At 68.3% G+C, this 26,897-nt stretch carries 15 protein-coding genes; 6 read left to right on the top strand and 9 right to left on the bottom strand.

Annotated elements, in window-relative coordinates; translation table 11 throughout:
• Positions 1 to 54: 54 nt before the first annotated feature.
• A complete protein-coding gene (locus tag OG963_RS03355) occupies positions 55 to 1,116 on the bottom strand; it encodes an alpha/beta fold hydrolase (protein ID WP_371798335.1) in 1,062 nt (353 codons plus the stop codon).
• Between the two features lie 449 nt (positions 1,117 to 1,565).
• Complete coding sequence (locus tag OG963_RS03350) at positions 1,566 to 2,525, bottom strand: SDR family NAD(P)-dependent oxidoreductase (protein ID WP_319739845.1); 960 nt, start codon at positions 2,523 to 2,525, stop codon at positions 1,566 to 1,568.
• Between the two features lie 161 nt (positions 2,526 to 2,686).
• On the opposite strand from OG963_RS03350, the gene OG963_RS03345 reads away from it, so the two are divergent.
• The gene (locus OG963_RS03345; protein ID WP_256327986.1) at positions 2,687 to 3,271 is read left to right on the top strand and encodes a TetR/AcrR family transcriptional regulator; all 585 of its coding nucleotides are present in this window, start codon (positions 2,687 to 2,689) and stop codon (positions 3,269 to 3,271) included.
• 223 nt (positions 3,272 to 3,494) lie between these two features.
• Here OG963_RS03345 and OG963_RS03340 read toward each other — a convergent pair whose 3' ends face one another.
• Positions 3,495 to 4,259, bottom strand: coding sequence for an SDR family NAD(P)-dependent oxidoreductase (locus tag OG963_RS03340; RefSeq protein WP_371798334.1), 765 nt, complete (start codon positions 4,257 to 4,259; stop codon positions 3,495 to 3,497).
• A gap of 847 nt (positions 4,260 to 5,106) precedes the next feature.
• Between OG963_RS03340 and OG963_RS03335 the strand changes: the two genes are divergently transcribed.
• Positions 5,107 to 6,507: a carboxypeptidase regulatory-like domain-containing protein gene (locus OG963_RS03335; RefSeq protein ID WP_371798333.1), complete on the top strand. Its 1,401-nt coding sequence runs from the start codon at positions 5,107 to 5,109 to the stop codon at positions 6,505 to 6,507.
• A 456-nt stretch (positions 6,508 to 6,963) separates the two neighbouring features.
• Here OG963_RS03335 and OG963_RS03330 read toward each other — a convergent pair whose 3' ends face one another.
• Positions 6,964 to 7,419 carry a DUF6884 domain-containing protein gene (locus tag OG963_RS03330; RefSeq protein ID WP_093772213.1) on the bottom strand — a complete coding sequence of 152 codons (456 nt, stop codon included), beginning with the start codon at positions 7,417 to 7,419 and terminating at the stop codon, positions 6,964 to 6,966.
• 510 nt (positions 7,420 to 7,929) lie between these two features.
• Between OG963_RS03330 and OG963_RS03325 the strand changes: the two genes are divergently transcribed.
• Entirely contained in the window at positions 7,930 to 10,647 is a 2,718-nt protein-coding gene (locus tag OG963_RS03325) for a multifunctional oxoglutarate decarboxylase/oxoglutarate dehydrogenase thiamine pyrophosphate-binding subunit/dihydrolipoyllysine-residue succinyltransferase subunit (RefSeq protein WP_371798332.1), read from the top strand.
• Positions 10,648 to 10,864: 217 nt separating this feature from the next.
• On the opposite strand, the gene OG963_RS03320 is transcribed toward OG963_RS03325, so the two are convergent.
• The 4 genes from OG963_RS03320 to OG963_RS03305 all read right to left on the bottom strand — a co-directional run bounded on the left by OG963_RS03320 (position 10,865) and on the right by OG963_RS03305 (position 17,186).
• Positions 10,865 to 11,320: a hypothetical protein gene (locus tag OG963_RS03320; RefSeq protein WP_371798331.1), complete on the bottom strand. Its 456-nt coding sequence runs from the start codon at positions 11,318 to 11,320 to the stop codon at positions 10,865 to 10,867.
• 914 nt (positions 11,321 to 12,234) lie between these two features.
• Positions 12,235 to 13,695 (bottom strand): MFS transporter, encoded by a 1,461-nt coding sequence (locus tag OG963_RS03315; RefSeq protein ID WP_371798330.1) that lies wholly within the window; start codon positions 13,693 to 13,695, stop codon positions 12,235 to 12,237.
• 715 nt (positions 13,696 to 14,410) lie between these two features.
• The gene (locus OG963_RS03310) at positions 14,411 to 15,430 is read right to left on the bottom strand and encodes a GlxA family transcriptional regulator (protein ID WP_371798329.1); all 1,020 of its coding nucleotides are present in this window, start codon (positions 15,428 to 15,430) and stop codon (positions 14,411 to 14,413) included.
• A gap of 664 nt (positions 15,431 to 16,094) precedes the next feature.
• Positions 16,095 to 17,186 carry a LuxR C-terminal-related transcriptional regulator gene (locus tag OG963_RS03305; protein WP_371798328.1) on the bottom strand — a complete coding sequence of 364 codons (1,092 nt, stop codon included), beginning with the start codon at positions 17,184 to 17,186 and terminating at the stop codon, positions 16,095 to 16,097.
• 852 nt (positions 17,187 to 18,038) lie between these two features.
• Between OG963_RS03305 and OG963_RS03300 the strand changes: the two genes are divergently transcribed.
• The 3 genes from OG963_RS03300 (at position 18,039) to OG963_RS03290 (ending at position 25,669) form a co-directional block, all read left to right on the top strand.
• Positions 18,039 to 20,279, top strand: a complete 2,241-nt coding sequence (locus OG963_RS03300; RefSeq protein WP_371800257.1) for a M4 family metallopeptidase — start codon at positions 18,039 to 18,041, stop codon at positions 20,277 to 20,279.
• Positions 20,280 to 21,039: 760 nt separating this feature from the next.
• Positions 21,040 to 24,762 carry a S8 family serine peptidase gene (locus tag OG963_RS03295; RefSeq protein ID WP_371798327.1) on the top strand — a complete coding sequence of 1,241 codons (3,723 nt, stop codon included), beginning with the start codon at positions 21,040 to 21,042 and terminating at the stop codon, positions 24,760 to 24,762.
• Positions 24,763 to 25,135: 373 nt separating this feature from the next.
• Positions 25,136 to 25,669, top strand: coding sequence for a hypothetical protein (locus OG963_RS03290; RefSeq protein ID WP_143019967.1), 534 nt, complete (start codon positions 25,136 to 25,138; stop codon positions 25,667 to 25,669).
• Positions 25,670 to 26,295: 626 nt separating this feature from the next.
• On the opposite strand, the gene OG963_RS03285 is transcribed toward OG963_RS03290, so the two are convergent.
• Positions 26,296 to 26,823: a hypothetical protein gene (locus tag OG963_RS03285; protein WP_371800256.1), complete on the bottom strand. Its 528-nt coding sequence runs from the start codon at positions 26,821 to 26,823 to the stop codon at positions 26,296 to 26,298.
• Positions 26,824 to 26,897: the final 74 nt, after the last annotated feature.

Genomic DNA, 26,897 nt, shown 5'->3' with positions numbered 1-26,897 from the left:
GGGGCGAGCGATTCCCGTGCCCGGGCCGGACGAGCCGGTGGACCGGACGTTGCGTCAGAAGTGGTCCACGTCGATGACAGCCTGGGCGAAAGCTGTGGGCGCCTCCTGCGGCACGTTGTGGCCGATGTCCTTCAGGGTGCGATGGGCGTACTCGCCCGTGAACCTGTCCCGGTACGAAGAGCCGTCTCCCGGTGCGGTGAAGGGGTCGTGCTCGGCATCGAGGGTTATGGCGGGCACCGCGATGGTCGGCCGTGCGGCGAGTTGCTTCTCGAGACGGTCGTAGCGGCGCTCGCCGTCAGCGAGGCTCAACCGCCAGCGGTAGTTGTGGATCACGATGTCGGCATAGTCGGGGTTCTCGAAGGCCGCAGTCGTGCGCTCGAACGTGGCGTCATCGAAACCCCAGGTCGGGGAGACGGTGTCCCAGACAAGCCTCGTCAGGTCGTGCCGCTTCGTCTTGTCCTCCATGGCGAGGCGGCCGCGCTCCGTGGCGAAGTAGTACTGGTACCACCAGGCGTATTCGGCCTTGGGCGGCAGGGGTTGCTTGTTGGCTTCGAGGTTCGTGACGAGGTATCCGCTGACGGACACCAGAGCCTTTGTCCGCTCGGGCCAGAGCGCGGCGATGATGTCGGCGGTGCGCGATCCCCAGTCGAAGCCGGCGAGAACGGCCTTCTCGATCTTGAGGACGTCCATCAAGGCGATGATGTCGAGGGCGATCGCGGACTGCTGGGCGTTGCGGAACGTCCGGGAGGAAAGGAAGCGCGTCGTGCCGTGGCCGCGGAGGTAGGGGACGATGACCCGGTAGCCCTCAGCCGCCAGCAGGGGAGCGACGTCGACGAAGCTGTGGATGTCGTAGGGCCAGCCGTGCAGGCAGATGACCACAGGGCCATGGGCGGGGCCGAGTTCGGCGTAGCCGATGTCCAGCAGACCGGCTTTGATCTGCTTCAGCGCGGCGAAAGAGGTGTGCGTGCCGGGGGTGACCGTGAGCGCGGTCGGTGCCGTGGTTCCGTTCTGTGTGGTGGCAGAGGCGGTCGGCAGACCCTGCAGGCCGGCCAGCGAAGCGGCGGCCACGCCCGTGCTCAGCCCGAGAGCCTTGCTGAAAGTGCGCCTGTTGATCACGTGACGATCCTCCGTGTGTCTCGATGCGCCGACCTGCGCGTCGCATGTCTGAGCCGATCAACCATGTGTCATGGCCTTGATTTGGCTGCGCGTTGACTGTTGCATGCGAGGGCGTCACCGGTCAAACGGGTGACGAAATTTTTTGCCGCGGCAGCGCTGCGCTGGAGCCGGTGTCCTCCATACCGAGACCACTGGACCTCGGCGTGGCTTTCGGGCCGGACCCTCATGGGCTCAGGCGGTCGAGCGGGTGGTTGCAGAAGTTCGGCGAGGCGGTCGAAGCGGACTGCAGCCCGCCGTGCTGACGCCGGAACAGGGCGGCCGCCGTCGGTGATCAAGAGCGTGGTGCCGCTGAAATCCTGCTCCGTATTCCTGCGTGCCCTTCGCGGCTGGCGCCGCCTTGCTCGGGGCGGCGGTGTCCCGGGCGGTTCGGGGAGGTGTGTGTGGCGCCGTCAGGCGGTCGTTGCGGCGGTCGCGAGCATCTCGACGGAGATCTGCCACAGGCGGGCGGCGTGCTGCGGGTCCAGGGCGTGGGCGGCGACCCCGCGGCGTACGCCGGCCCGGTGAAGGCCGGCCTCATTGCAGTCTTCGAAGTACCGGCCGGTCGCGCCCTCGGTCAGTGGGGAGGCGGCGAGCAGCACCGAGGTCGCGGCACCCTGCTCGATGTTCTTCCAGGACACATCGGTGCTGGTGGCGTCGAACGAGGTCGGGCTGTTGGTGATGTCCCCGATATGGCGGCCGAGACGGGTGCTGGTGATGCGGCCCGGGTTGAGGGCGTTGACGACGATCAGGTCGGATGCCCAACGGCGGCCCGCCTCGGTGGCGAACAGGACATTGGCGGTCTTGGACTGGCTGTAGGCCGCCCATGGGTCGTAGGCGTGCTGCTCGAAGTTGATGTCGTCGAAGAGCACGTCACCGTTGACGTGGCCGACCGAGCTGACGGCGACCACGCGTGCACCGTGGGCCGCTGCCAGGTTGCTGTGCAGGCCGGTGGCGAGGGCGAAGTGGCCGAGGTGGTTGGTGGCGAATTGCATCTCCCAGCCCTCCTTCGTCCGCTGCAGCGGCGGAGCCATCACGCCGGCGTTGAGCACCAGCATGTGCAGCGGCCCCTGCCAGGCCTCTACGAAGGCGCGCACCGAGGCCTGGTCGGCGAGGTCGAGCATCGCGGCGCGCACCGTTCCCGGGCCGCCGGCCGGGGTGATCTCCTCGGCAATCGTTGCGCCCGCGGTCAGGTCACGGACGCCGATGGTGACGTCGGCGCCGGCGGCGGCCAGCACGCGGGCGGTTTCGCGTCCGATGCCGGAGGCTCCGCCGGTGACGATGGCATGCCGGCCGTCGAGGTCGACGTCGGCCAGCACCTCGGCGGCGGTCGTCCGGGCTCCGAAGGGGGTGGTGATGAGGTTGTCGGTCATGACGCTCTCCATGGAGACGGTGGAATGGACGGCCGGGCGCGGTCGGTGGCGCCGAGGCGTGAGCCGTCGTACTCTCATATCCGGAACGGGTTCCGGTTCACGCTTTCGACAGTAAGCGGAACTGGTTCCGCTTGCAAGCGATGGCAGGAAAGGAGTCGGGATTGCCCGGCAACGAGGTGGACGCGGCGCGGGACCGCAGGCCCCTGCGCGCCGACGCGCAACGCAACGAGGATCGGCTGCTGCAGGCAGCAGCAGCCGCCTTCGCCCGCGAAGGTGCGGGCGCATCGGTCAAGGACATCGCCCGCGAGGCCGGCGTCGGCGTCGGCACGCTCTACCGCCGCTTCCCTTCCAAGGAACTGCTGATCGAGGCGACCTACCGGCACGAAGTGCAGCGCCTGTGCGAGGTGGCGCCACACCTCGCGTCCACTCGGCCGCCGGTGGACGCACTGCGGACATGGATGGAGAGCTTCATCGACTTCATGGCCGCCAAGCACGGCATGGCTGACGCGCTGCGCGTGATACTGACCGACGACAGAGAGAAGCTGCACACCCGGGCCCTGCTGGCCGACGCCATCGACCTCCTGCTCGCCCCCGCGAAGGGTCGGTCAGTGACACGACCGGATGTCAGCGCCCAGGACGTCCTCATGGCCCTCGGCGGGATCAGCCTCATGGCTTCGAACGAGGAACAGGGTGACCTGGCCACCAGACTCATCGACCTGCTCCTGCACGGCATCGTGACGAGCTGACCCGATCGGACGGGCCCCGGGTCCGTCAGTCGGCAACGCCGGCCGCACCCGCCTGCGGACGCCGCTCGAGGGGCTGGGACTCAGCAGGTTCAGGATGCGGGACGTCGTGGTGGACCGCACCGAACCTGATCGCTGAGCGTCCGATGCGCGATGGTTCGCCGGATCGGTGCACGCAACCAGGATCTTGAGCGGATGCGCTCACCGCTTCGAGCTCTCGGTAGTGCTACCAGGCGGTCGATCCGCCGTCGACGGGGTAGTTGGTGCCTGTGATGTATGCCGCCCGGTCGGAGGCGAGGAAGGCCGCCAGTTCGACGATCTCCTCGGGTCGAGCGAAGCGCTTGAGGAGCGTCTTGCTCGCTATCGCGTCCCGGGCCGCCTGGTTGTCGCCGAGGTCGCGGTCACTGGCTGGGGTCAGCACGGGGCCGGGACTGATCGCCACTGCGCGGATTCCATGGGGCGCGCCTTCCATCGCGAGTTGTCGCGTCATGCCGATGACGCCGGCGTTCGCTGCCGTGTGCGCGACCATCGGGGGGACCGCGCCGGCGATCATGCCGGCTTCGGACGCGATGTTGATGATGACGCCGCCACCGCGCCGGACAAGGTGCGGCCATGCGAACTTCGTCACGTAGAAGGGTATGTCGAGTTCGCCGGCAATGGTCGCCCGCCAGTCCGCGACAGAGAAGTCGGGCATCGGGCCGAAGCGTTGCATGGCCGCGTTGTTGTAGACCACGTCCAGCCCGCCGTGGACGGCCACGGCATCCTCGACGAGTTGTCGCGCCTGTTCCGGGTCGGTGAGATCGATCGGCGCGATGCCCGTCATCTCACCGCCGCTGCCACGTACGAGCTCGACCGTCTCGTTGTTGGCATCGGCCCGGATGTCGCACCCGATGATCTTTGCCCCTTCTCGCGCAAAGATCATCGATGCGACGCGACCCTGGCCTCCTCCGGTCCCGGTGATGAGCACGACCTTCTCGTCGAGCGTTGCCATGGCATTCCTCCTGGTCCGTGATGTGATCGGGGCGACCTGACTCCGTTCTGCGCCGTCGACGACGGGACAGGGGGACGTTGCCGGCACCGTCCGTCAGTAGTGGCAGGTCGCCGATCCCGACGGGCCGACCGCTCCGCGGGCGAGCGCACCGTGGCCCCGTTGCGCGTTCCGGTGGGATCATTCGCTCCGGCGCCCTGTCGCGTTTCCATGACTCGAGGGTGCGTTGCCACCAGGGGCGACGCTACGACCGGCTTCCTTTCTGTTGGTAGGCGCTGCCTCCCGTCGGATATGGCCGAGCGAATGGGGTGCTGTGCAGATCTCGCGGTTGCCGAGGGACTGAATTTCGGCCCGGCCACCGAGCGACTGCCGACTGCCGGATTTTCCCTCTCGCGGCAGATCAAGGTGCTCGAGCGTGGCTCCCGGACGGTCCAAGCAGTCCGCACTGTCCCTTTTCGGTGGTGTGCCGTTGATGATCGCCCACGACCGCACGAGGACTGCCGGCCGCCGCCACGTCGTTCCCGAAGGGGCGGTCCCGCTGCACCCGGAAGCGGTCGTCCTCGCCGGCAACGTCGATCACTTGGCGGTGAACGCGCCATCCCCCGCCCCGCTTTGGCGTCCCGTCAGGCAACAACCGCTCCATCAGCACCCGCTACGCGTCGGTCAACGGCACACCGGGCCGGCGATCCGGTGATCGGAAAGCATCGCCCCAGCGGATGCCTGATCGCGGCCGACTGGGTCGGTTCTCCTGAATTGCCACATTATGAAGGTCGCTCGATATGTGCTCTGAGTCCCTCACATCTGGACATGATCGATAATGCCGGTTCAACCCGCCCATAGGGTTCGGGTCATGAATTCCTCCACGTCCGCCGGTCCTTCGTCGCCTACGGCAAACAGAACGACGCGTCCGGTACTCGGCCCCAGTTGGTTCGCGGCCGTCATGGGCACCGGGATCGTCGCCAACGCGGCGGTCACCCTGCCACGGAGCTTCCACGGACTGCGGACTGCGGCCACGGTGGTCTGGCTGGGTGCCGTGCTCCTGCTGATCCTGCTGGTGGTTCGTTATCTCAGGCAGCGGGTACTGCGGTTGCACGCGGCTGATCCGACGGTGGCCCAGTTCTTCGGTGCGCCGCCGATGGCGCTGCTCACGGTGGGCGCAGGGGCGCTGCTGCTCGGCCGCAGGCTGATCGGGCTCGAGGCGGCGCTGGCTGTGGACGGCGTTCTCTGGTCGCTCGGTACCGTGCTCGGCCTTGTCACCGCCTGCACAGTGCCTTATCTGATGGTCACCCGCCACCGCTTCGCGCCGGACGCGGCGTTCGGAGGCTGGCTGATGCCGGTGGTGCCGCCGATGGTCTCCGCCGCGACGGGTGCGCTGCTCGTCCCTTACATGCCGGCCGGGCAGTTGCGGCTCGCCCTGCTGCTGGGTTGCTACGCGATGCTCGGGCTCGGCCTCGTCGCGGCGCTGCTGGTGCTGGCCATGATCTACAGCCGCCTGGTGCACCACGACGCACCCACCGGAACGGTGGTGCCCACGGTGTGGATCGGCCTGGGGGCGTTGGGCCAGGCGGTGACGGCACTCGGCGCGCTGGCCGTGGTGGCGCCGAGTGCGCTGCCCGCGCCCTACGCGCGGGGCACGGCGGTCTTCGCGCTGCTGGGCGGAATCGTGGTGTGGGGCTTCGCCATGCTGTGGCTGGCGCTCGCCGTAGGGCTGACTGCGCGGACGATCCGTGCCGGGCTGCCGTTCGCGCCGACTTGGTGGTCCTTCATCTTCCCGGTCGGCGCCTGCGTGACTGCCACCGGCACCCTCGCTGCGCGGACCGGCTCGGAGCCGTTCGTCTGGACGGCCGTCGTGCTCTATGCGCTGCTCGTCGTTGCCTGGGTGGTGGTGGCCGGCCACTCCCTGCGGCATGCCGGCAAGCATGTGCGCCGCCGGCCTGTCGCCGGGCACGCGCGGCGGCGGCCCGTCGAGCCGGACTTGCCGCTCGACGTGGCGCCCGTGCTCAGTGGCACCGTCCGCACCGCCACCGACGGCCGACCGATCCCCGAGGCCCAGGTCACCCTCCTCGACCCGGAGGGCGACGTCGTCGGCATCACGCTCACGGCCGACGACGGTTCCTACACCTTCACCGATCTCGAAGCCGACCGCTACACCGTCGTAGCTGCGGGGTACCCGGCTCGAGCGACCCTCCTCACTCTCGATGTCACCGACCGGGGCGCCTTCGATCTGGCCCTGGCACACGGCGAGGGATGAAGAACTCCTGTCACTGATGGGGCCTGGTCCACGCGTCGGGAGCGGGCCCCGTCGTGGCATTCGTGTGATCACCTGTGCAGTGGCTCCGGCCGAGGGCTGTCCCCTGAAATCGCTGGTGGATCAGCGCGTGGAGTCGGATGCGGTGCATCGCAGGGCGGAGGGCCGTGATCGTACCGGCCGTATTCGGGCGTTCCGGCAACGCGGCGAGGTGGGCCGCCTGTCGTCGTGCGCCCGTCAGGGATTACGGGACAGCACTGAGGTCATCCGACCCGGCATCTGCCGTTCGGGACAGGGCGGGCGATGTTCGGCGACGAGGTCGTCGCCCTGTCGAGCGCGCCGCGGCCTGTTCGCCGACGCGAGGTTCCGCAACCAGCAATACTCCGCTATGGACGCGCTCATGTGACCACTCAGCCACCGCGTGGTGGTCGAGTCATGTGCCGGCAGCCGTATGTGGCGTCACATCGGCTGCTGATCGCGCCCCTTGCGCAACATTGCGAGCCGGGCCATCTGCTCACCCATGCCGCGTGTCCCGGCCAGCGGTGTGCGGGCGTGCGGCCAGACGGTGCGGACGAGGCTGACATGTCGTGCGCCACCGAGAGCAACAACGGGGTCGAGGCGCACGATGTGGCGCAGAGCCGCCTGCTCCAGCAGGTCTTGGTCCGTTATGGCGCCGGCAGCGCCATGGGGTGTGTCGTACGGATCGATGACGTCGTCGAGGTCGAGCAGGCCGTAGCGTGCGGAGAGGATGAGCAGCCGGTCCGGCCGCAGTGCGTCAGCCGCCCTACGGCACGCACGGTGATAGGAGCCGACATACATGTCTGCCGCTCGTGCGCGCCGGCCCATTTTGCGGCTACCGCACGGGATGACGACGAGTTCTGGTTCGAAGCAGTCGAGATGGTCGTTCGCTGTCATGCCTGCCGTCCTGCCTGTTCGCGTGTGACGTGAGCGGTACTGGCGCTGTACTCACCTGGTACGAGTCTCATCCCGGGCCGGGCGTCGCCGGTTCACCGGCCGGGGGACCGGCGATATCGGACCGGGGGCGACCCGGCGTGCCGTGAGATGGCGACTGCTGATTTACAACCGGGCTCTGGACCGCAGCGATGTCGGGTCGTGTGGACTACAAGCCCTCCGATCAGGACGCGCCGCATTCGGTAATCAGCCCTTGGCCCAGCGGTGGCAGCATTCCACGCGGGGGCCACCTTGCTGCAGCAATGTCCTGATGTGACGCCGTTATGGCATTCCTGAGCCTCTCTCTCGGCTCCCGTGATGCCATAGCGTCGATGGTCCGACAGGGTCGGATGGCTTCGCCTCCACGACGGATTATCGGTGGAAGTGAAGTCCGCGGGCACGATGAGTGATGACCGGGAAGTCCGGGCGTGTCCACCATCGGTAGTCTGAATAGGAAAGAAGGCGATCCACACAGTGGCGTCGCAATCACGCTTCGGCATCAACGAATGGCTCGTGGACGAACAGTACGAGCGATACCTGAACGACCCCGGTTCGGTCGACCCGACATGGAGGGAGTTCTTCGCTTCCTCGGTCCCCGTGATCGGTCGACAGGCGCGCAACGGCTCGACGACCGTGCACGACAGTACGGACGAGTCGGCGGTCAAGGCGGTCCGCGTGGCCGCGCTCATCGAGGCATATCGAGTCCGCGGCCACTTGGTGGCCGATACCGACCCGCTCACGAGTGGGCAGGTGGTCGCACACCCGGAGCTCGACATCACGGCATTCGGGCTCCGAGACGATGACCTGCAAAGGGAGTTCGTCGTCGACGGATTTGCCGGGCAGGCCACCATGACACTTCGCGACGTGCTGCATTCCCTGCAGGAATTCTACTGTCGTAGCGTCGGCACCGAGTACATGCACATCCAAAGCTCCCAGGAACGTCGCTGGGTCCAGCAGCGGATCGAGTCGCCTCAGCCCCGGCCGGACGTCGCCGAACAATTGCAGATTCTCTACCGGTTGGGCGCGGCGGAGGCCTTCGAGACGTTCCTGCAGACCAAGTATGTGGGCCACAAACGTTATTCGCTCGAAGGTGGCGAGTCGGCGATCGTGCTGCTCGACGCCCTGCTGCTCCGTTCCATAAGGAAAGGGGTGAAGGAAGCTGTCATCGGTATGGCTCACCGAGGCCGGCTCAATGTTCTGGCCAACACCATCGGCAAGTCCTACGCAGAGATCTTCCATGAGTTCGAGGATGCAGTAGACATTCGGTCGGTCCAGGGATCCGGCGACGTGAAGTACCACCTCGGCGCGGAAGGGACCTACCGTGCCCTGGACGGCGGCACCATCGCCGTCTCCGTCGTGGCGAACCCCTCGCATCTGGAGGTCGTAGGGCCGGTGGCCCAGGGGGTGGTGCGCGCCAAGCAGGAGTCGGCCGCAGACGGTGGCGAAGCCTTCCCCGTACTGCCGATCGTCGTCCATGGCGATGCCGCATTCGCCGGTCAGGGCGTGGTCTCAGAGACGCTGAACATGTCACAGCTGCCCGGCTACCGCACCGGCGGGACGGTCCACATCGTCATCAACAACCAGGTCGGCTTTACGACTTCACCCGCCAGCGGCCGTTCGAGCACATACGCCACCGACGTGGCAAGGTCGGTCGAGGCCCCGATCTTCCACGTCAACGGAGACGACCCCGAGGCCGTTGTCCGGGTCGCACGCCTGGCCTTCGACTATCGCCAGACGTTCCATAAGGACGTCGTCATCGATCTGATCTGCTACCGGCGCCGCGGGCACAGCGAGGTCGATGATCCATCCATCACTCAGCCGGCGATGTACGACCGCATCGACGTCAGGGCCTCGGTCCGCAAGCTCTACGCCGAGACGCTGGTCCGCCGAGGGGACATCGGTGAGCGCCAGGTGGAAGGCGCATTGCGGGACTATCAGGGACACCTTGAGCGCGCCTTCGTCGAGACCCGGGCGCTGTCGGTGCCCCACTCCCCGAAGCCGGTGAACGCCCTGGACGCTCGGAATGCAGCCGCCCTCCAGGTGGCGACCGCGATCACGGAGGCGACCGCCCGGCACGTCATTGCTTCCCAGACCGGTATGCCGGAGGGGTTCACCGTGCACGCGCGCGTCCTTCCGCAGCTCCAGAGGCGTACCACGATGCTGGATGCGGGAACGATCGACTGGGCCACCGCAGAAGCACTGTCCATCGGGTCCCTGCTCCTGGACGGAGTTCCGGTGCGGCTGGCCGGGCAGGATTCCCGCCGAGGTACGTTCGGCCAACGGCACGCTGTGCTCATCGACCGGCGCACCGGTGTGGAGCACACGCCGCTGAGCTCCCTCGGCTCGCAGGCCGCGAGCTTCGCACCCTACGACTCGATGTTGTCCGAACTGGGAGCGCTGGCCTTCGAGTACGGCTACTCACTGGCGCGGCCCGAGGCTCTGGTGCTGTGGGAGGCCCAGTTCGGCGACTTCGTCAACGGGGCCCAGACAGTCATCGACGAGTACATCTCGTCGTCCGAACAGAAATGGGGTCAGCGCTCCGGTGTGACGTTGCTGCTGCCGCACGGCTTGGAAGGGCAGGGGCCCGACCACTCCTCCGCACGGATCGAGCGATTCCTCCAACTCTGCGCGCAAGGGAACATGACCGTCGCCATGCCGTCCCTGCCGGGCAACTACTTCCATCTGCTCAGGCAGCAAGCGCTCGGCGAGCAGAGAAGGCCACTGGTCGTCTTCACTCCGAAGTCGATGCTGCGGTCGAAGGCAGCCACCTCCAAGCTGACGGAGCTCACCACGGGCGCGTTCCGTCCGGTCATACCGGACGAGACGGTGGACACCGCTCGGATCAGGCGAGTGCTGGTGTGCTCGGGCAAGGTCTTCTACGACCTGGACGCCTATCGGCGAAACGCTGATCTGTCGGACACGGCGATCGTCCGCCTGGAGCGTCTCTACCCGTTCCCGGAGGAGGAGCTCGGCGCGGAACTCGCCCGTTTCCCCGCCGAGGCCGAGGTGCGATGGGTGCAGGAGGAGCCGGAGAACCAAGGGGCATGGTCCTTCGTGGGGCCCTATGTGCACCGGCTGGTGAGTCGTCCCGTCGAATGCATCAGCCGACCGCAGGCGCCGGCCCCCGCCGTGGGGTCTGCCCGGCGGCATGCCGGAGAACAGAAGGACCTCGTGATGTCAGCCTTCCGCTGACGCTGACGCTGACGCGTACAGCGTCGCCGAAGACGGAGCCCACGCACAGCCCGCGGCCCATATGTTCCCGACACCCCTCGGACCGGATCCGAGGGGTGTCCGGCTGAATCGGGCCAGTACGTCAACGCCGTGCCGGCACAGCCCTCCGGCATCCGACGGCCGCCTGGACATCCCACTGCGGCCACCATGACGGCCCGCCGAAAGAACCGGCGGGCCGTCACGCAAGATCGAGGCTGGACACTCCCGTCGAGCGCGACCTCCGCGAGATGAATCGGGTGGTGTCAGCTCTCGTTGCTCGGGATGTAGCGGGTACGCGGCGGGCGGCTTCCGGGCGGCGCTTCCTGCGCTGCTCAGCAAGGGCCGCCTCCGTGAGGTGGCGGGTGGCGATGCGGGCCAATGCCTCCAGGGCCGCTTGCGCCTCCCGATGGTCGAGGCTGTCGGCGTCCCCGACGATCAAGGGGCTGTCGCTCGTCAGGCTGGTCCAGCCGGTCTCGTCGCGTCCCACCTGGAGGGTGATGGTGCCGCCCGTCGGCAGAGCAAGAGTGAAGCTCGCTCCGTCGGCCACCGCGTGCCGGCCGGTGTGGAGGAGGGCTTGTCGGCGGCTGTCGGAGTGTGCCGCGAGTTCGGCTGGTTCGGCGAGGGCGGCCAAGGCCTGACGGCTGTGGTACGCCAACTCTTCCCCGCCGCCCGCCAGGCTGGGCAGCGTCTCTCGGGGGGGTCCAGCCCGGCCCCTGGTCCGAGGGTGGTTCCAGCATGTCGGCCATGGTCCTCAGGGCCTGTGACGCGGCGAGTGTCGCACGCACAAGCGGATCGCCGGGGTCATGGGCGAAGGCGGGCCGGGCGACAGAGTCGGCGATCCTGGCGACGATGCGCACCGAGTCGCCTCGCAGGGGCACGCCGCCGACCTTTTGGGGGCCTTGGATGTCTTGCTCGCGAGAGCTGAGGTCAATGGCTCGGGCGGCCAGATCGGCGTAGACGGTGTCGCGGGAGACACGGGAGACACGGGAGACACGGGAGACACGTGCGAGACGGGCGAGCTCGGCAACGTTGCGGGTGCCGGTGCGCCAAGCGTCGGCCACGGCGTCGGCGCGGTCCTCGCTGAGCCGTTCCCGGCGCTCGGCCCAGGCGATGAGCTCGGACAGGGCGGCGATGCGTGCCGCTTCGTTCGGTTCGGTCGCAGCGACGACACCATGTCGACTGACTCGGCATGTCGAGTCGGTCGACATGCCGGTCGGGTATCACATCCGAGGGGGTCTGCACGGTCGACGCCGGGCGCTTATTGAGCAATGTGCGGAAGGGCCCTCGTGGCAGGCTCCGATCCGGTGAGTCGTCGTGTGTGACGCGAATGCAACTGGCGGATGTGAGTGCGAGTTCATCGGGCCCTACCGGCAGGTCGGCGGGTACGTCCTGTAGCCGCCGCCCCGCTGCAGGAGCAGCTCACGTGCCTGACCTGGCAGTTTCGGACGGAGGGGCAGCGGCGGGAGACGCCGCGGTGGGCCGCCGCTGAGGAGGGACAGGCCGGACGGGCCCCCGCCGATCCTCGACATGCGCCGGCCGCAGGTTCAGGCTTTCGCCGGTGGCGGCGGGTCAGGCCGCGCGCTGCGCGGTGTTCTCCCGTACTTCCCGGACCTCGGCTGCCTTACGGTGCATCCCGAGGAAGCCGACCAACGCGCCGAAGGCCGTCACACCAGCGGCGATGGCGAAACTGAAGGCGTAGCCGCGCGCGGTCGCGGTCGCCGGGTCGACGTTTGCGTGCTGCAGGACGGTGGCGTGGCTGGTGCCCAGGGAGACCAGGGCGGCCAGCCCGATGGCGCTGCCGATCTGCATGGACGCATTGTTCATGCTGCTGGCGATGCCCGCGTCCTCACCCGTGGCGCCGTCCACTCCGGCAACGGTGGATCCGACGAGGACCAGGCCGCCTCCCAACGGCACGAGGATCAGCCCGGGCAGTACATCGGCCAGGTACGTGCCGTGTGCGCTCAGTCCGGCAAGGAGAACGTGGCCGACCGTGGTGATCGCAAGTCCTCCTCCGTTCAGTGTCCGCAGCCCGAACCGGGGGAGGAGCCGCGGCGCTATCACCGTGGCGCTGAACAGAATGACCAACCCGAAAGGTACGAAGGCGAATCCGGTCGCCAGCGCGGAGAAATGCAGTGTGTGCTGCACATACAGGCTCAGTGAGAAGAAGAAGGTGGCGAATCCGACGTAGTAGCAGACGCGGACCAGGTTGGCGATGCTCCGGTTGCGCGAACGCAGGAACGCGAGGGGCATCAAGGGTTGTGCCACCCGGGCCTCTACCAGTACGAAGCCGATCAGGAGGAGAACACCGATCCCCACGCAGCCGAGGACGGGGAACGAGAGCCACGCGCGATCGCTCTTCTCCAGCAGTCCGAATACGACCAGCAGCAGACCGAGGGTGACCAGGACGGCTCCGAGGACGTCGGGCCGGCCGCGCTTGACGGCCCGGCTCTCGGAGACCAGTCGTGGGGTGGCGAGAAACGCGAAGGCGGCGACAGGCAGGTTGATGAAGAATATCCAGCGCCAGGTGGCGAGGTCGGTGAGGATGCCTGAGAGCACGACACCCAGGGCCACGCCGACTCCGGCCAGGCCGCTCCAGATGGCCATCGCCCGCGCCCTTTCCTGCGGCCGGGTGAACAGCAGCGTCACCAGGGACAGCGCCGCGGGGCTGACGAGTGCCGCGCCGATGCCCTGCACGAAGCGACTGGCGACGAGCACACCGGCCTGTTGGGCCATTCCGGCGCTCGCCGACGAAAGCGCGAAGATCGCCAGACCGATCAGGAACAGGCGTCTGCGGCCCACCAGATCGCCCAGGCGCCCACCAAGCATCAGCAACCCGCCGTAGGTGACGGTGTAACCGTTGACGACCCACGCCAGGCCGGTGCTCGTGAAACCGAGATCCTTTTGGATGGGGGGAAGCGCGACATTGACCACGGTCACGTCGAGCAGCAGCATCACCTGCACCAGGCAGATGATGCCGAGCGCGCGCCACCTGCGCGGATCGGGTTCGAGAGTGGAACCGATCGAAGCCATTGCTGATCGCCTTCTGTTCGGTGGGGCCGCCACCGTTCGCGTCGAACACCTGGGTACGAGGCGAGGGCTCAGGTCGGCGCCCGGTCGTCGGACATTCCTGACCCGTTCAACCCGCACGGGCCGCCCAGGCATGGCCGCAACTATGGACAGCAAAGGCGCAGATTCAGCCCTCCGACGGTGGCCTCGTCCGAGGACGGCTCGCAGTCAGGTACTCGCAAGCCCCCTGCAGCGCACCTGGGCCCAGCGCCCAAGAGGAGGGCCACACCATGCGATCCGGCGCCTCGATGTCCCTCCCTGCGGGAATCGACTGCGCATGAGGACGTGGCAGAACCTGTGCAGCGCGCTTCCGTTGCGGGAGGCTCAATGATTGGGGCCGTCGGACATGACCGCAGGCTCGCGAAGCCTGCCAATTACGCTGGACGGCCGAGGAACACCCCGGTTCAGTGGTGAGCGATGTGATCCGCGCGATCCGGCAGGACATGGAATCTGTCCGGCTGCACCTGATCCGGGGCCACGAACCGGTCCACGAGACGTTCGCCGGGAGTGCCACCCGCCCCATCTCCGCCGTGCTTGGACCACACCTCAGGGCGGTCGCGGCCTGTCTGCGGGGTTCCGGTCCGGTCGGGGGTAGAGACACGGGATGGCGCCGAGGACAGAGCGCGCGGATACAGCGGTGTCTGAATTCCGTGTACCGGACCTCGCCGCTCAGCGAGCCTCAGGCAGCGGACAGCTCCTCGTCATCGACCCGTGCCTCGACGACGACGGCACCGCCGCGAACACCAGATCCTTCGCGTCCACGCCCGGCCGTCCGGAAAGTGGCTCTGAATGCACCAGGTGTCACACCCAGGTGTCGCACGAACGCTCTGCGCAGCGACTCGGGTGAGCCGAACCCCGTGCGCCGCGCTACGACCGGCATGGGGTCATCACCCGTCTCCAGCAGCCCCTGGGCGGCTTCCAGCCTGACCTGCTCGACATACCGGGCCGGCGTGGTTCCCACCTCGTCGTAGAAGAGCCGGGTCACGTGACGGACGCTGATGCCTGCCCTGCGGGCCATGGCCGTCAGCGTGTGGTTGGCCCCGGGGTTCTCGGCGACGGAATCCAGGACCCGGCGGAGCATCTGCTGGTGGGTGTGCGGCGCCCGGGAACGGACGCTGAACTGGGACTGGCCACCCGGTCGCTGCATGAAGACGACCATGTCCTTGGCGACCGATCGAGCGACCTCCGCACCGTAGTGATCTTCGACCAGCGCCAAGGACAGGTCGATACCGGCACTGACACCCGCCGACGTCATCATCTGCCCGTCCTGCACGAAGATGGCGTCCGGTGCGACCCGCACGGACGGGAAACGAGAGGCCAGTTCCTGTGCATGCCGCCAGTGCGTCGTGGCGCGACGACCATTCAGAAGTCCGGCCGCGGCCAGCAGAAACGCGCCCGTGCACACTGATGCGGTGCAGCGGCTGTTCTCGTCCAGTTGCCGGACGACATCCAGGAGCGCGTCGTCCTTGATCAGCGTTTCCCATTCCGGGCCGCCCGGGATCACCAGAACGTCGCACGGCTCCTGCACCTCGTCGACGGAGACGTCAGCGCCGAGTCGGGTCCCGGCGGAGGTGATCACCTCCCTGCCGTCCTGGGACGCAATCTGTACCCGATAGCGCCCGCCGAACTCGTTCGCCGTCGTGAACACCTCGATGGGACCGGTGACATCGAGCAGCCGCACCCCCGGAAACACGAACACTGTCACAGTGTGCGAACCCGTTCCAGGGTGCTTGCTCATCATCGGATACCTCCGGGCCGTGCAGGGTGTGGACACCAAATCGATGGAATGCCGGCGACATCATGCCGCCGCCACTTCGCCGCAGGACCGTGGTGAACGAACGGCCCGAGCGCCGAAGTGCTTGACCCCGTCGGCATGCACCGTCGAACGCGCCCTGCGGAACGCGGCACCGAGTGTCCTGATCGGTGCCGCGTGCCCCAGGATCCTGGCCCATGGGCTGCAACCGACCCTCGAGGCACTGGTCGGCGCGTACGCCCCGGAAGGTCGGAGCCCCGGCGTCGGACCTCCGTGTGCTCATGATGCGCCCGCGATCCGTACCGAAGCCAGGATCGGCTTACTACCTGCTGGAAGGCACAGCCTCCTAATCCACTCTTCGGGAGTCGCGCGAAGCTGCTGCTGCGACATCTCCTCGCACCGGGCGCGGTGCCGTGGGACCACAGGACGGCCTTGAGCCGCAGACATCAAGGAGTGACAGCGCCGACCGCGGCGTCGACGGCGCCTTTCCCGTTCGACCAGGGACTGACACACGGCGACATCTCCGCGCACCTGTCCGAGGTCGACGACGCGAGCGTGTCCACGCGGACGAACCGGGATGGCCGAATGGCAGACCGAGCTTGCGGATCGGTCACCCGGCCGTTCGTTCGGCGGGAGCCGCCACCACGCCCGGGGCGTCCTCGAGCCAGCCTCGATCGCGCGCCATCAGGGCGATCTGGAAGCGGGTCCGCGCGCCGAGGAGTTCCGCGGTCTCGCTGATGTGTTTCTGGATCGTCCGTCGGCTCAGCCCCAGGACCCGGGCGATCGCGTCGTCCGTCAGACCCGCGCGCAACAGAGTGAGGATGTCGCGCATCCGCCCCGGAGGCCGGCCGTCGGGTTCCGCGGCGGTGATCGGCGGTCGGCCGCGGCCGCTGTCCAGTGACACCGGGGTCGCGCGTTCCCAGACGCTTTCGAAGAGCGCGGTGAGCACTCCGAGAAGTGTGGTCGAGTGCACGATGAGCGAACCCGCGGACGGGTCCTCCTGTCGTAGCGGCATGATGCCGGCCGTCGCATCGAACACCACCAGTTTCATCGGGAGCCCGGCCAACAGCCGCAGCTCCCCGCCCCGGGCCGTGCCGCTCAGGGCGGTGCGCAGCGAAACGGTGTCGGTCAACCCGTCCGTGTCGTACACCGACCGGAGCCGCACTCCGTCAGGTACGGGCACCTCCGGATCCGGTGCGTCCGCAACGGCTGCGGAGTCAGTCGGCACCGAGGTGCTCTCGAGCCGCGTGGACCGGGTGACGTACGGAGGTTTGGCGAGGTGGAGCACCTCGTGCCGACTGGACGCGAGCAGTTGCGCGTAACGCACCCCGACCTGCTCGGCGCTCTCCACCACCTCGAACAGGTCGGAGGTGACCCGACGGTGCGAAGCCGAGCGGTACGCCTCGTGCAACTGCTCCATGTACAGCTCCGCCCGCGCCAGTTCCTGCCGCCTCTGGGCCAGCAGGGAACCGAGTGTGGAACGGGGCGGGCCCGCGCTCCAGCGCGTGGGCCGGTCACCTACGCGGACGACCAGGCGTTCGTTCTCCAGGGCCTGTAGGGCGCGTTCGGCGGCTGCCGAGGTGACCCCGAGTGCTTCGGCGACCGCCTCGCTGCTCAGCTCAGGCTGTGTGACCAGGCATTCGAGTACCCGGCCGACCAAGGGGCCCAGCCCGGTCCCGGCCCACGGCAAATCCGACGGCACCGCCACAACTGTCCCCCTTTCGGCGCGCTGGCGAGGCCGATCGTACGCGGTGGAGTCGATCGGAGCGATCACGTGCTCGTTACATCCCCGTACGGCCGAGGCGGACCCGTTCCGTTCCTTTCTGTTCCTGTTCACATCTGCGCAGTTGCGCGGACCCGCACTCCGGTCCTCCTTGCCCGGCGGATCGCGCCCCGGACAGGGTGATCACGAGCCGCCGACGCAAAGGCGTCGAAGCCCGTTCGGTCACTCAGGATCCAGCCGAGACACGTCGGCACGTTGGAGACATTCATGCCACTGCTCAACCCCGCACCGCTGCGCTGGAGACGGACGTCCGGGGTCGTCGCAACGGTCGGGTGACAGTGCGCCGTCCGTACGGACCGTGGAGACGGCTCACCGTCGGAACAAGCGGGTCGGTGCCACGGCGCCACAGGAGTCCATGTCTTCCGCCGCATCGCCGAGCGATCGCACACGGCCTCGTACTGACAGCAAGAAGGCCGGAAGGCCGACAGCGTCGGCGATGTCCTGGGGAAGTCCGAGCCGCTTCAACCGACAGCCGGCGCGGCTCTGCCTCCGGTGGCCCTCGCCGAGGGCGGTGAGAAGCGTCCGTCCCGCACCACCGCAGGCGCGACCACGTCAACCCACGACTCGCGCCGCATCGCACCCCTTCTCGCCGGGGGCACACCCAGCCTCCGGTTCCCCACCCACCGGTCGTCACCGTACTTCCGGACAGAAGGAGTTACAGCAGTGCCGAACAACATCCATAGCAACAAGCCCACTTCGCCTCACAGATCCCATCGATCCGATCGCGGCATCTCCGGTTACGGGCGCGTCGCGGCAATTGCCGCCGTCGCCATGGCCTCGCTCTTCGTCTCGGTCCTCCCTGCCTCGGGCACTGTCTCTGCCGGCACAGATCAAGCACCACAGCAGATGGTGGCGGAACCCAGACCCGGTGCCAGGGCCGTCGCGCTCTCCACCGGGCAGCGCAAGGAGCTGCTCGAGGCCGCGACCGAAACACGCGCCACCACCGCCCGTTCGCTGAAGTTGAGCGATCAGGAAAAGCTGATACCCAAGGATGTCGTCAAGGACGCAGACGGCACCGTGCACACCCGCTACGAGCGCACCTACGCCGGCCTGCCCGTCATCGGCGGTGACCTGGTGGTCCACGAGCAGGGCGCGTCCCGTACCGTCACCAAGGCCTCGGACGCCAAGGTGTCGCTGCCGACCACCAAGGCCGCGGTCACGGCGGCGACGGCGAAGAAGTCCGCCCTGGCCGCCGCGAAGACCGAGAAGACCGACGACGCGGCCACGGACGGATCGCCGAAGCTCGTCGTCTGGCTCGGAGGCGGGAAGCCCACGCTCGCCTGGCAGACCGTCGTCAGCGGTGTGCAGGAGGACGGAACCCCGAGCAGCCTGAGCGTGGTGACCGACGCGACGACCGGCAAGCAGCTTCAGAGCGTCGAACAGGTCCACTCGGGCACCGGCCACAGCCAGTACAGCGGTCAGGTGCCGATCGGCACCATGCGTAACGGCAGCCTCTACGAGCTCACCGACCCCGAGCGTGGCGGCCACAAGACGTACGATCTGACCGGCGTCGGCGGCAACGGCGTCCTGGTCACCGACGACGACGACGTCTGGGGCGACGGAACGGCGGCCGACCGCCAGACCGCGGCGGTGGACGCCGCCTACGGCCAGCGGCAGACATGGGACTTCTATCACGATCGGTTCGGCCGCAACGGCATCGCCGACGACGGCGTCGGCGCCTACTCCCGGGTCCACTACGGGGACGGATATGCCAACGCCTTCTGGGACAACGGCTGCTTCTGCATGACCTACGGCGACGGCCTGAACAACGCCAGGCCACTCACCGAACTCGACATCGCCGCACACGAGATGACCCACGGCGTCACCTACGCCACCGCGAACCTGACCTACACCGGTGAGTCCGGCGGCCTGAACGAGGCCACCAGCGACATCATGGGCACGTCCGTGGAGTTCTCCGCGAACAACCCCGCGGATGTCCCCGACTACATGATGGGCGAGCTCGCCGACGTCCGCGGCACCGGCAAGCCGCTGCGCTACATGGACCAGCCCTCCAAGGACGCGTCCGCCAAGGGCACCTCTCAGGACTACTGGACCTCCGAGACCAGGAAGCTCGACCCGCATTTCAGCTCGGGCGTGGCCAACCACTTCTTCTACCTGCTCTCCGAAGGCAGCGGGAAGAAGACCATCAACGGCGTCGCCTACGACAGCCCCACGTACGACGGCCTCCCGGTCGTCGGTCTCGGCCGGGGTGACGCGACCGCCGTCTGGTACCGGGCGCTGACCGTCTACATGACCACCAGCACCGACTACGCGGGCGCCCGCGCCGCCACTCTCCGGGCCGCGGCCGACCTGTTCGGTCCGACCAGCGACGCCTACGAGGCCGTCGGCAACGCCTGGGCGGCCGTCAACGTCGGCGCCCGCTATGTGAACCACATCGCCGTGATCGCCCCCTCCACGCGGAAGTCGGCAGTCGGCCAGCCGACCAGCCGGCAGATCGAGGCGACGAGTTCCCGGCCCGGCCCCCTGTCGTATTCCGCCCACGGACTGCCCAAGGGCCTGTCCATCAACGCGCAAACGGGGCTGATCAGCGGCACTCCGAAGAAGGCAGGCGACTTCAAGGCCGCCATCACCATCAAGAACTCCCCGAAGGTCAAGCGCACAGTGCGCTTCGTGTGGACCGTCCTGGCCTCCGGCGGTGACTTCTTCGTCAACCCGGCCCGGTTCGACATCCCCAACTGGAAGACCATCGAATCCCCGCTCATCGTCAGCGGCCGCAAGGGCAACGCCTCCGGTGACCTCAAGGTCACGGTCGACCTGTACCACCCGTGGATCGGCGGTCAGGTGGTCACCCTGGTCAGCGAGAACGGCACGGAGATCCCGGTCAAGAACTGGTACTGGGACACCGGCGAGGGCGAGCTGCACACCACCTACACCGTCGACGCGTCGGCGGTCCCCGCGAACGGCACCTGGAAGCTCCGGGTCCAGGACAACACCCCCGGCATCTTCACCGTCGACCCCGGCTACCTGGACAGTTGGAGCCTCACCTTCTGACCCTTCTTCTTCTCCACCGCACCACGCACACCCCGCCGCGCCCGGTCGAACGGGCGCGGCGGGGTGTGCGTGGTGCTCCCTGCCGGCGGCCGGTCCGCGAGGCCGGGGTGATGGTGATCAGTATCGGGACCGGCCGTCTGCCGGGCCACTCGCAGCGGTCATCGGATTCGCCGAACAGCTGTCGTGTCCGCCGGACCTGAAACGTACGAGAGCGTGCGCCAGGACCCGGCACGCTTCGTTCCGTACGCCACCGTCCCAGCCGGGCGGAGAGTCCGCCGTACGTGCCTGACGGGGCTTGCGAGCAACTCACCGGTGAGGAATGGGATCGTCGCACTCGCCACTGCTACGCGTCTGCTCGAACGCTGTGGGACGGGTCGGTGCGTTGTCACTCCGGACCAAGTCGTGCCAAGAGAAGGGCCATTGATCCCGGTGCCTTCCCATGCCGGGCGGGTCGGCCTTGCGGCCATCTTCCGCATCAACTTCCGCGGCATGCCTGCCCGGTGCACCGCCGCTGCCACCCGCCCCGGTCGGGCCGTGCACGGTGAGAAGGGTGGGCCCCGGGCAGGTCCGACTCCCGCGACCGGGTGGCGACCGCCCGCCCTCGACCTGACGTGCGGTTTCCGGGCGACCCGTCCCCTTGGCGGCATGTCATAACTGCGCCATGGCCAAACGGCGCCAGCCTGAGTCTATTGCTCAGGGCAGAAGGCCAACCCCATGCTCCGGATGGTCTCCCAGTCTCCGCAGCCCTGAAGGGGTCTCCTTGTCCATCGTTCCCACCCCCAGGCTTGGGCCGATCGCGCTCGGCGCGGTCGCCGCCCTGGTCATCGGGGTCATACCAGCCATCGCCGCGGCACCCGCGGATCCGCCCGACCTGGTACCGCCGGTCGGTGCCGCGTCGCAGCCACCCGCAAGCGGCGGCACCCACACCGTCACCCTGATCACCGGTGACAAGGTCACGATGGGCACCGCCGCCGACGGCACCGTCGTCCGGTCCGTCGAAAGCCCGAACGGAACCACCGCCGGCTTCCACCGCGCCGTCATCGACGGTTCGACGTACGTCTACCCCGATGCGGCCCTGCCCTATGTCGGCGCGGGGCTGCTGGACAAGCAGTTGTTCAACGTGACCCGGCTGATTGCCGACGGGTACGACGACGCGCACGCCGAACGGTTGCCGCTCATCGTCCGTTACACCGACGCCGCCGCCAAGTTGCGGACCGCGCGGAACGTGGCCGGCTCGACCGTCGTCCGCCGACTGGAGAGCATGCAGGGCGCGGCGGTCGCGCAGAAGCGCGACAAGGCCCCGGCGTTCTGGTCCGCGCTCACCGGCGCCTCCGCGGCGGCAAAGGCACGCCACGGATCGGCACGCCCCACCCTGGCGGGTGGCATCGCCAAAGTCTGGCTCGACGGCAAGGTGAAGGCCGACCTGGCCGAGTCCACCGCACAGATCGGCGCGCAGCAGGTCTGGGCGGACGGCAACACCGCCAAGGGCGTGAAGGTCGCTGTCCTCGACACCGGGGTGGACACCGAACACCCTGACCTCGTCGGACAGATCGACGCCAGTACCAGCTTCGTTCCGTACGAGGAGGACATCGCCGACTTCAACGGCCACGGCACCCACGTCGCCTCGACGATCGCCGGCACCGGCAGCGCCTCCGACGGGAAGGAGCGGGGCGTCGCGCCCGGGGCCCGGCTGGAGATCGGCAAGGTACTCGACAGCGAGGGCGGGGGACAGGAGTCCTGGATCATCGCGGGCATGGAGTGGGCCGCCCGGGACGCACAGGCCAAGGTCATCAGCATGAGCCTGGGCGGCGGCGGGAACAGCACCGACCCGATGAGCGCGGCGGTCGACCGACTCAGTGCCGAGACCGGTGCGTTGTTCGTGGTGGCGGCCGGTAACGGCGGGCCGCGCAGCATCAGCAGTCCCGGTGCCGCGGACTCCGCGCTGACCGTCGGTGCCGTCGACGCCGCGGACAAGCTCGCCGAATTCTCCAGCCAGGGCCCACGGGACGGCGACGCCGGGCTGAAGCCGGAACTCACCGCACCCGGTGTCGACATCCTCGCGGCCCGCTCCCACTACCGGCGGGGCGGCTCGGGCTACTACACCACGATGAGTGGCACGTCGATGGCGACACCGCACGTCGCCGGCGCCGCCGCGCTGCTCGCCGCCACCCACCCCGACTGGAGCGGTCCACAGCTGAAGGAAGCACTGGTCAGCAGCACCAAGGCCACCGATTCGTACACCCCGTACGAGGCGGGCAGTGGGCGGCTCGACGCCTCGGCGGCCGTACACGCGTCGGTCTTCGCGACCGCCAGCGCCTTCTCCGGTCTCCACACGTGGCCCGCGAAGCCGGGAGAGACCGACGTCCGGAAGGTGACATACACCAACGTCGGCGACGCCCCGGTCAGCCTGGACCTTGCGATCGATGCCGACGCCCCGGCGGGCTTGTTCACCCTCTCCGACGACCGGATCACCATTCCCGCGCACGACACCACCTCGGTCACCCTGACCGCGGCACTGGACCTGCTCCCCGGCGACCGGCAGATCAGCGGCATGGTCACCGGCTCGGACAGCGCCAAAGTGGTGCGGGCCCGGACTCTGATCGGCGTTGCCAAGGAAGGGCGCAGGCAGAATCTCACCGTCGTCGCGAAGGACCGGTCGGGCAAGCCGCTTTCCGGCCGGGTCGTCCTCACCGCGGAGAACCTTTTCACGACGATCGAGCTCGACGAGTCCGGCACCGGCACCGGGCGTCTTCCCGTCGGTAGCTACAGCGGATGGCTCACGGCCGATGTGCGGGGGGCCAACGGGCCGCACTCGCTCGGCATGGCGCTGCTGAGCTTCAACGACGTTCAGTTGGACCAGGACCGCACCGTGACCCTGGACGGCCGCAAGACCCGCCAGATCCTGGCGCACGTGCCGCAGCAGACCACGGCGGTCGCGCCGCGGCTGGACGTCCACCGATCGTTCACGGACAGTCTTGTCGAGAGCTCGATGCTGCCCAACGAGACGTACGACAGCATCTGGGCGCTCCCGACCGGCAAGAAGGTCACCGACGGCGAGTTCGAGTTCGGTGCCCGCTTCCGTCTCGAGGAGCCGGCGCTGACCGCGGGTACGAAGTCGGGAACCTACGACCTGTTGGTCAAGCGCGCGGCCAAGCCGCTGGCGGCCGGCACCCGGAAGCTGACGGCGGTCTTCGTCGGCGAGGGTACGGCCACGGACCTGGCCGCGAAGAATGTCCGCGGCAAGGCCGTGGTGGTACGGCGTAGCGACACCGTGGCGGTCGAGGAGCAGGCGAAGGCCGCCGCGGCGGCGGGCGCGCAGATGCTCCTTGTCGTCAACGACGGCATCGGCCGACTGCGGGCGTGGGACGAGACTCCCTGGGGCCCGGAAAGTCCGGCCCCGCTGACGGTGGCCACACTCAACACCGACCAGGGTGGGGACCTGATCGAGTCGCTCCAGCGGGGCGGCGTCGAGCTGAAGGTCACCTCGCACCCCACGACCGACTACCTCTACGACGTGGTGCGTCACTGGTCCGGCGCCGTCCCGGCGGACCCGACGTGGCGGGTGAAGCCGAGCGACCTGGCCCGGGTGGACGTCTCGTTCCGCAACTATCGGCCGGGCAAGGCGCTGGAGTACCGATCCGACGTCTGGCGGGGCTGGGCCGTCGGAAACCAGCTCACCGCTCCCGCACAGGGCGAGCGGACCGACTGGGTCACCTCCGACGCAGACTGGCTGGACGACGCCTTCATCGTCGGCGAGACCGGGCAGCACTCGATCGACGTCCTTCGCTACCGGGCCGGGAAGACCGCCAAGTCCAGCTGGTTCGGGCCGATCCAGCGGCCCCGGATGGGTCCGATCGGCTACCAGCCGGTGCGCTATCTCGACACCGTCTACATTCCCGCGCCCGGCTGGGGTGACTCCGGCTCCGGCCATGTCGGAGAAGCCCACGGCAACTTCGACGTCAAGGACTGGATGGCGCTCTACCAGGGTGACCGGCAGCTCAACTGGGGCAATGCAGAATTTCTGCCGGTTCCCGGGCTCGCGGCGGAGCGGCTGCCCTACCGGCTGGTGGTCGACAACGACCGGGCAGCCTGGACCAACCCGTACTCGACACACACCCTCACCGAGTGGAACTTCACCTCCGCGGCCACCGGCGCCGACTCGGCGGAGTCCCTTCCGCTGATCCAGCTCGACTACGGGGTGGACACCGACAAGGCGGGCCGGGCGGACCGGCGTGCCGAGCTGACGGTGGCGGCCTCCCACCTGCCCGGCACGACGGCGAGCATCCGGAAGCCCTCTCTCGAAGTGTCGTACGACGACGGGGCGACCTGGCAGCGGTCCGAGCTGAACCGGGACGGCGGCGCATGGCGGGCCGCCCTGAAGGCGCCGAAGTCCGCGCACTTCGTCACGCTTCGGGTCACCGCCCGGGACAGCGCCGACAACAGTGTCTCCCAGACGATCACCCGGGCCTTCGGCCTGCGCTGACGTCATCGACGAAGCACGTACCGGGTGGGGCCGCAGCCGGCGGTCCCACCCGGCGGCGTTCCGCCCGTTCCGCGCTACGGGCCGGAAGCCGAGTCCAGCACTCGACGCGGTGGGACGACGACCGCCGGGCCCAGGCGGCCGTCAGCCCCCTGCAACGGCAGGCCGGCCAGGGCACGGCGCCGCTTCGGCCTCCGACGGAACGTCAAAGACCGCCCTGGGCGAAACAACGGGGTGCCATAAAAACCATCCTAAAGAGCAAATGATCTGATCCGGTGGAAAAGGCCAAGAAAGCGATCATGAATGCGGTCTTCTGCCGATAGCAGGAAGGAGGTGACTTACACCTGCACCTGTGACCCCCAATTCGAGGATCAAGATGCGCAGAAGTATCGCGGCCGCTTCACTCGTAGTCGGCCTGGTGGCGGCTCTGTCCGTCCCCCTACCGGCTTCGGCCGATCAGAGCGGGACCACGCCGGTGACGCTCTCGATCACCACCGGCACCATCGACATCACTGTGCCGACGGGGCCGGTGAGCCTGGGCACCGTCGCCGCCAGCAGTAGCCCCCAGACGGTCAGCGCGCAGCTGGGCAATGTCACTGTGACGGACAGCCGGGGTGGTACGACCGGCTGGGTCGTCACCGCGAACGGCGTCGACTTCACGGGACCGCAGAGCATTTCGGTCTCCGCCCCCGGCTCCAGCAGCTACAACACGCCGTCCGCCACGGTCACCGGCAACGCCATCGTCACCGCCAGCAACCTTGAGCCCCTGTACCCGCCAGGTCCCGTCCAGACGGCCACCAGCGTGTCCGGGATCAACACCGCCGTGTGGAACCCGACCATCTCCGTCACCATCCCGGCGGACGCCCTGGCCGGCACCTACAGCTCGACGATCACCCATTCCGTGGCCTGACCCACACACCGAAATCACTAGGGGGGGTTCTCCACCTTGCGCAGTCTCGTTCCCGTCCTGGCTCTGGTGACCGCGGCACTCATCGCGGCCACCGGTGCTGCCTCACCTGCGACCAATGCGGCGGCGCCGCCACATTCGTCGGACTCCGGCCCAGGCAGCGTCGGCGTACGCCTCGTCGACGTACCGGTCGACCTGGCCGACGATCCACGAGCACGGCACTACATCGTCGACAACCTGAGGCCGGGCACGACCGTGCACCGCCGCATCGAAGTACTGAACACCACTGATTCCACCTTGCACGTCGAGGTGTATCCGGCCGCCGCCAGGATCACCCACGGCTCGTTCGTCGGGGCGGCCGGCAGGAAGCGAAACGAGCTCTCGACCTGGACGAGGCTGAAACACAGAACGCTCGATGTTCCTGCTCACGACACCGTCCGCGACACCGTGACAATCAGGGTGCCCAGAAACGCGGCGCCCGGCGAGCGCTATGCCGTCATCTGGGCGCAGGTCAGGGGCGGTCGCGGTGGTGGTATCGCCCTGGTGAGCCGCACCGGGATCCGGATGTATCTCTCGGTCGGCGGCCACAACCCCCCGGCCCCGAACTTCACCGCACGCACGATGACGGCTCAACGCGGCCCGGGCGGGCGCGCGATCGTGCGTGCCCAGATCATCAACACGGGGGGCCGCGCTCTGGACTTGTCCGGCACCCTGAAGCTCGCGTCGGTGTCGGGAAGCCTGAGCGCGGGCCCGTACCAGGTACAGCTGGGTACGAGCCTCGCACCGCACCAGTCCGAACCGGTGCTGATTCCCGTAACCGACGAAGTGGCCGACGGCCCTTGGCGCGCCACCCTTGAACTGAGAAGCGGACTGCTCGTCAAGAAGTTCCACGCGAAGATCAGATTCCCGCACACCCACGGCATGGCGCCGGCCGCTGCGGTGGACGCCGAAGCGTCCGGCGGTGGCGCACTCACGGGGCTGATCGCGGGGATCCTCCTGCTGGGTACGGCCCTGCTGATCGTCACCAACCGTGTCCGTCGTCGGCACGACGTGTCGAGTGGCGCCGGTTCGGCGCCGTGCGCGCGGACACCAGCCTCTGAGACGTATAGGTCGTAGGCGAGCAGCTCCATCCCGAGGGCGCGGGAGTAACCGGCCATCAGCCGGCCGATGCGGCCGAAGCCGACGATGCCCGGCGTTTTGCCGTCCGCCGGCACCGGCGACGCACGTTCAG

Source organism: Streptomyces sp. NBC_01707, assembly GCF_041438805.1.
Lineage (GTDB): Bacteria > Actinomycetota > Actinomycetes > Streptomycetales > Streptomycetaceae > Streptomyces.
The sequence above is the reverse complement of the archived record's forward strand: the minus strand, read 5'-3'. Positions and strand labels throughout refer to the sequence as shown.

Coding starts and splice junctions, on each gene's coding strand:
- OG963_RS03340 (WP_371798334.1), bottom strand. CDS start 4,259: ATGGCAACGCTCGACGAGAAGGTCGTGCTCATCACCGGGACCGGAGGA.
- OG963_RS03290 (WP_143019967.1), top strand. CDS start 25,136: ATGCGCAGAAGTATCGCGGCCGCTTCACTCGTAGTCGGCCTGGTGGCG.
- OG963_RS03335 (WP_371798333.1), top strand. CDS start 5,107: ATGAATTCCTCCACGTCCGCCGGTCCTTCGTCGCCTACGGCAAACAGA.
- OG963_RS03330 (WP_093772213.1), bottom strand. CDS start 7,419: ATGACAGCGAACGACCATCTCGACTGCTTCGAACCAGAACTCGTCGTC.
- OG963_RS03300 (WP_371800257.1), top strand. CDS start 18,039: ATGGCCTCGCTCTTCGTCTCGGTCCTCCCTGCCTCGGGCACTGTCTCT.
- OG963_RS03350 (WP_319739845.1), bottom strand. CDS start 2,525: ATGACCGACAACCTCATCACCACCCCCTTCGGAGCCCGGACGACCGCC.
- OG963_RS03285 (WP_371800256.1), bottom strand. CDS start 26,823: ATGGCCGGTTACTCCCGCGCCCTCGGGATGGAGCTGCTCGCCTACGAC.
- OG963_RS03315 (WP_371798330.1), bottom strand. CDS start 13,695: ATGGCTTCGATCGGTTCCACTCTCGAACCCGATCCGCGCAGGTGGCGC.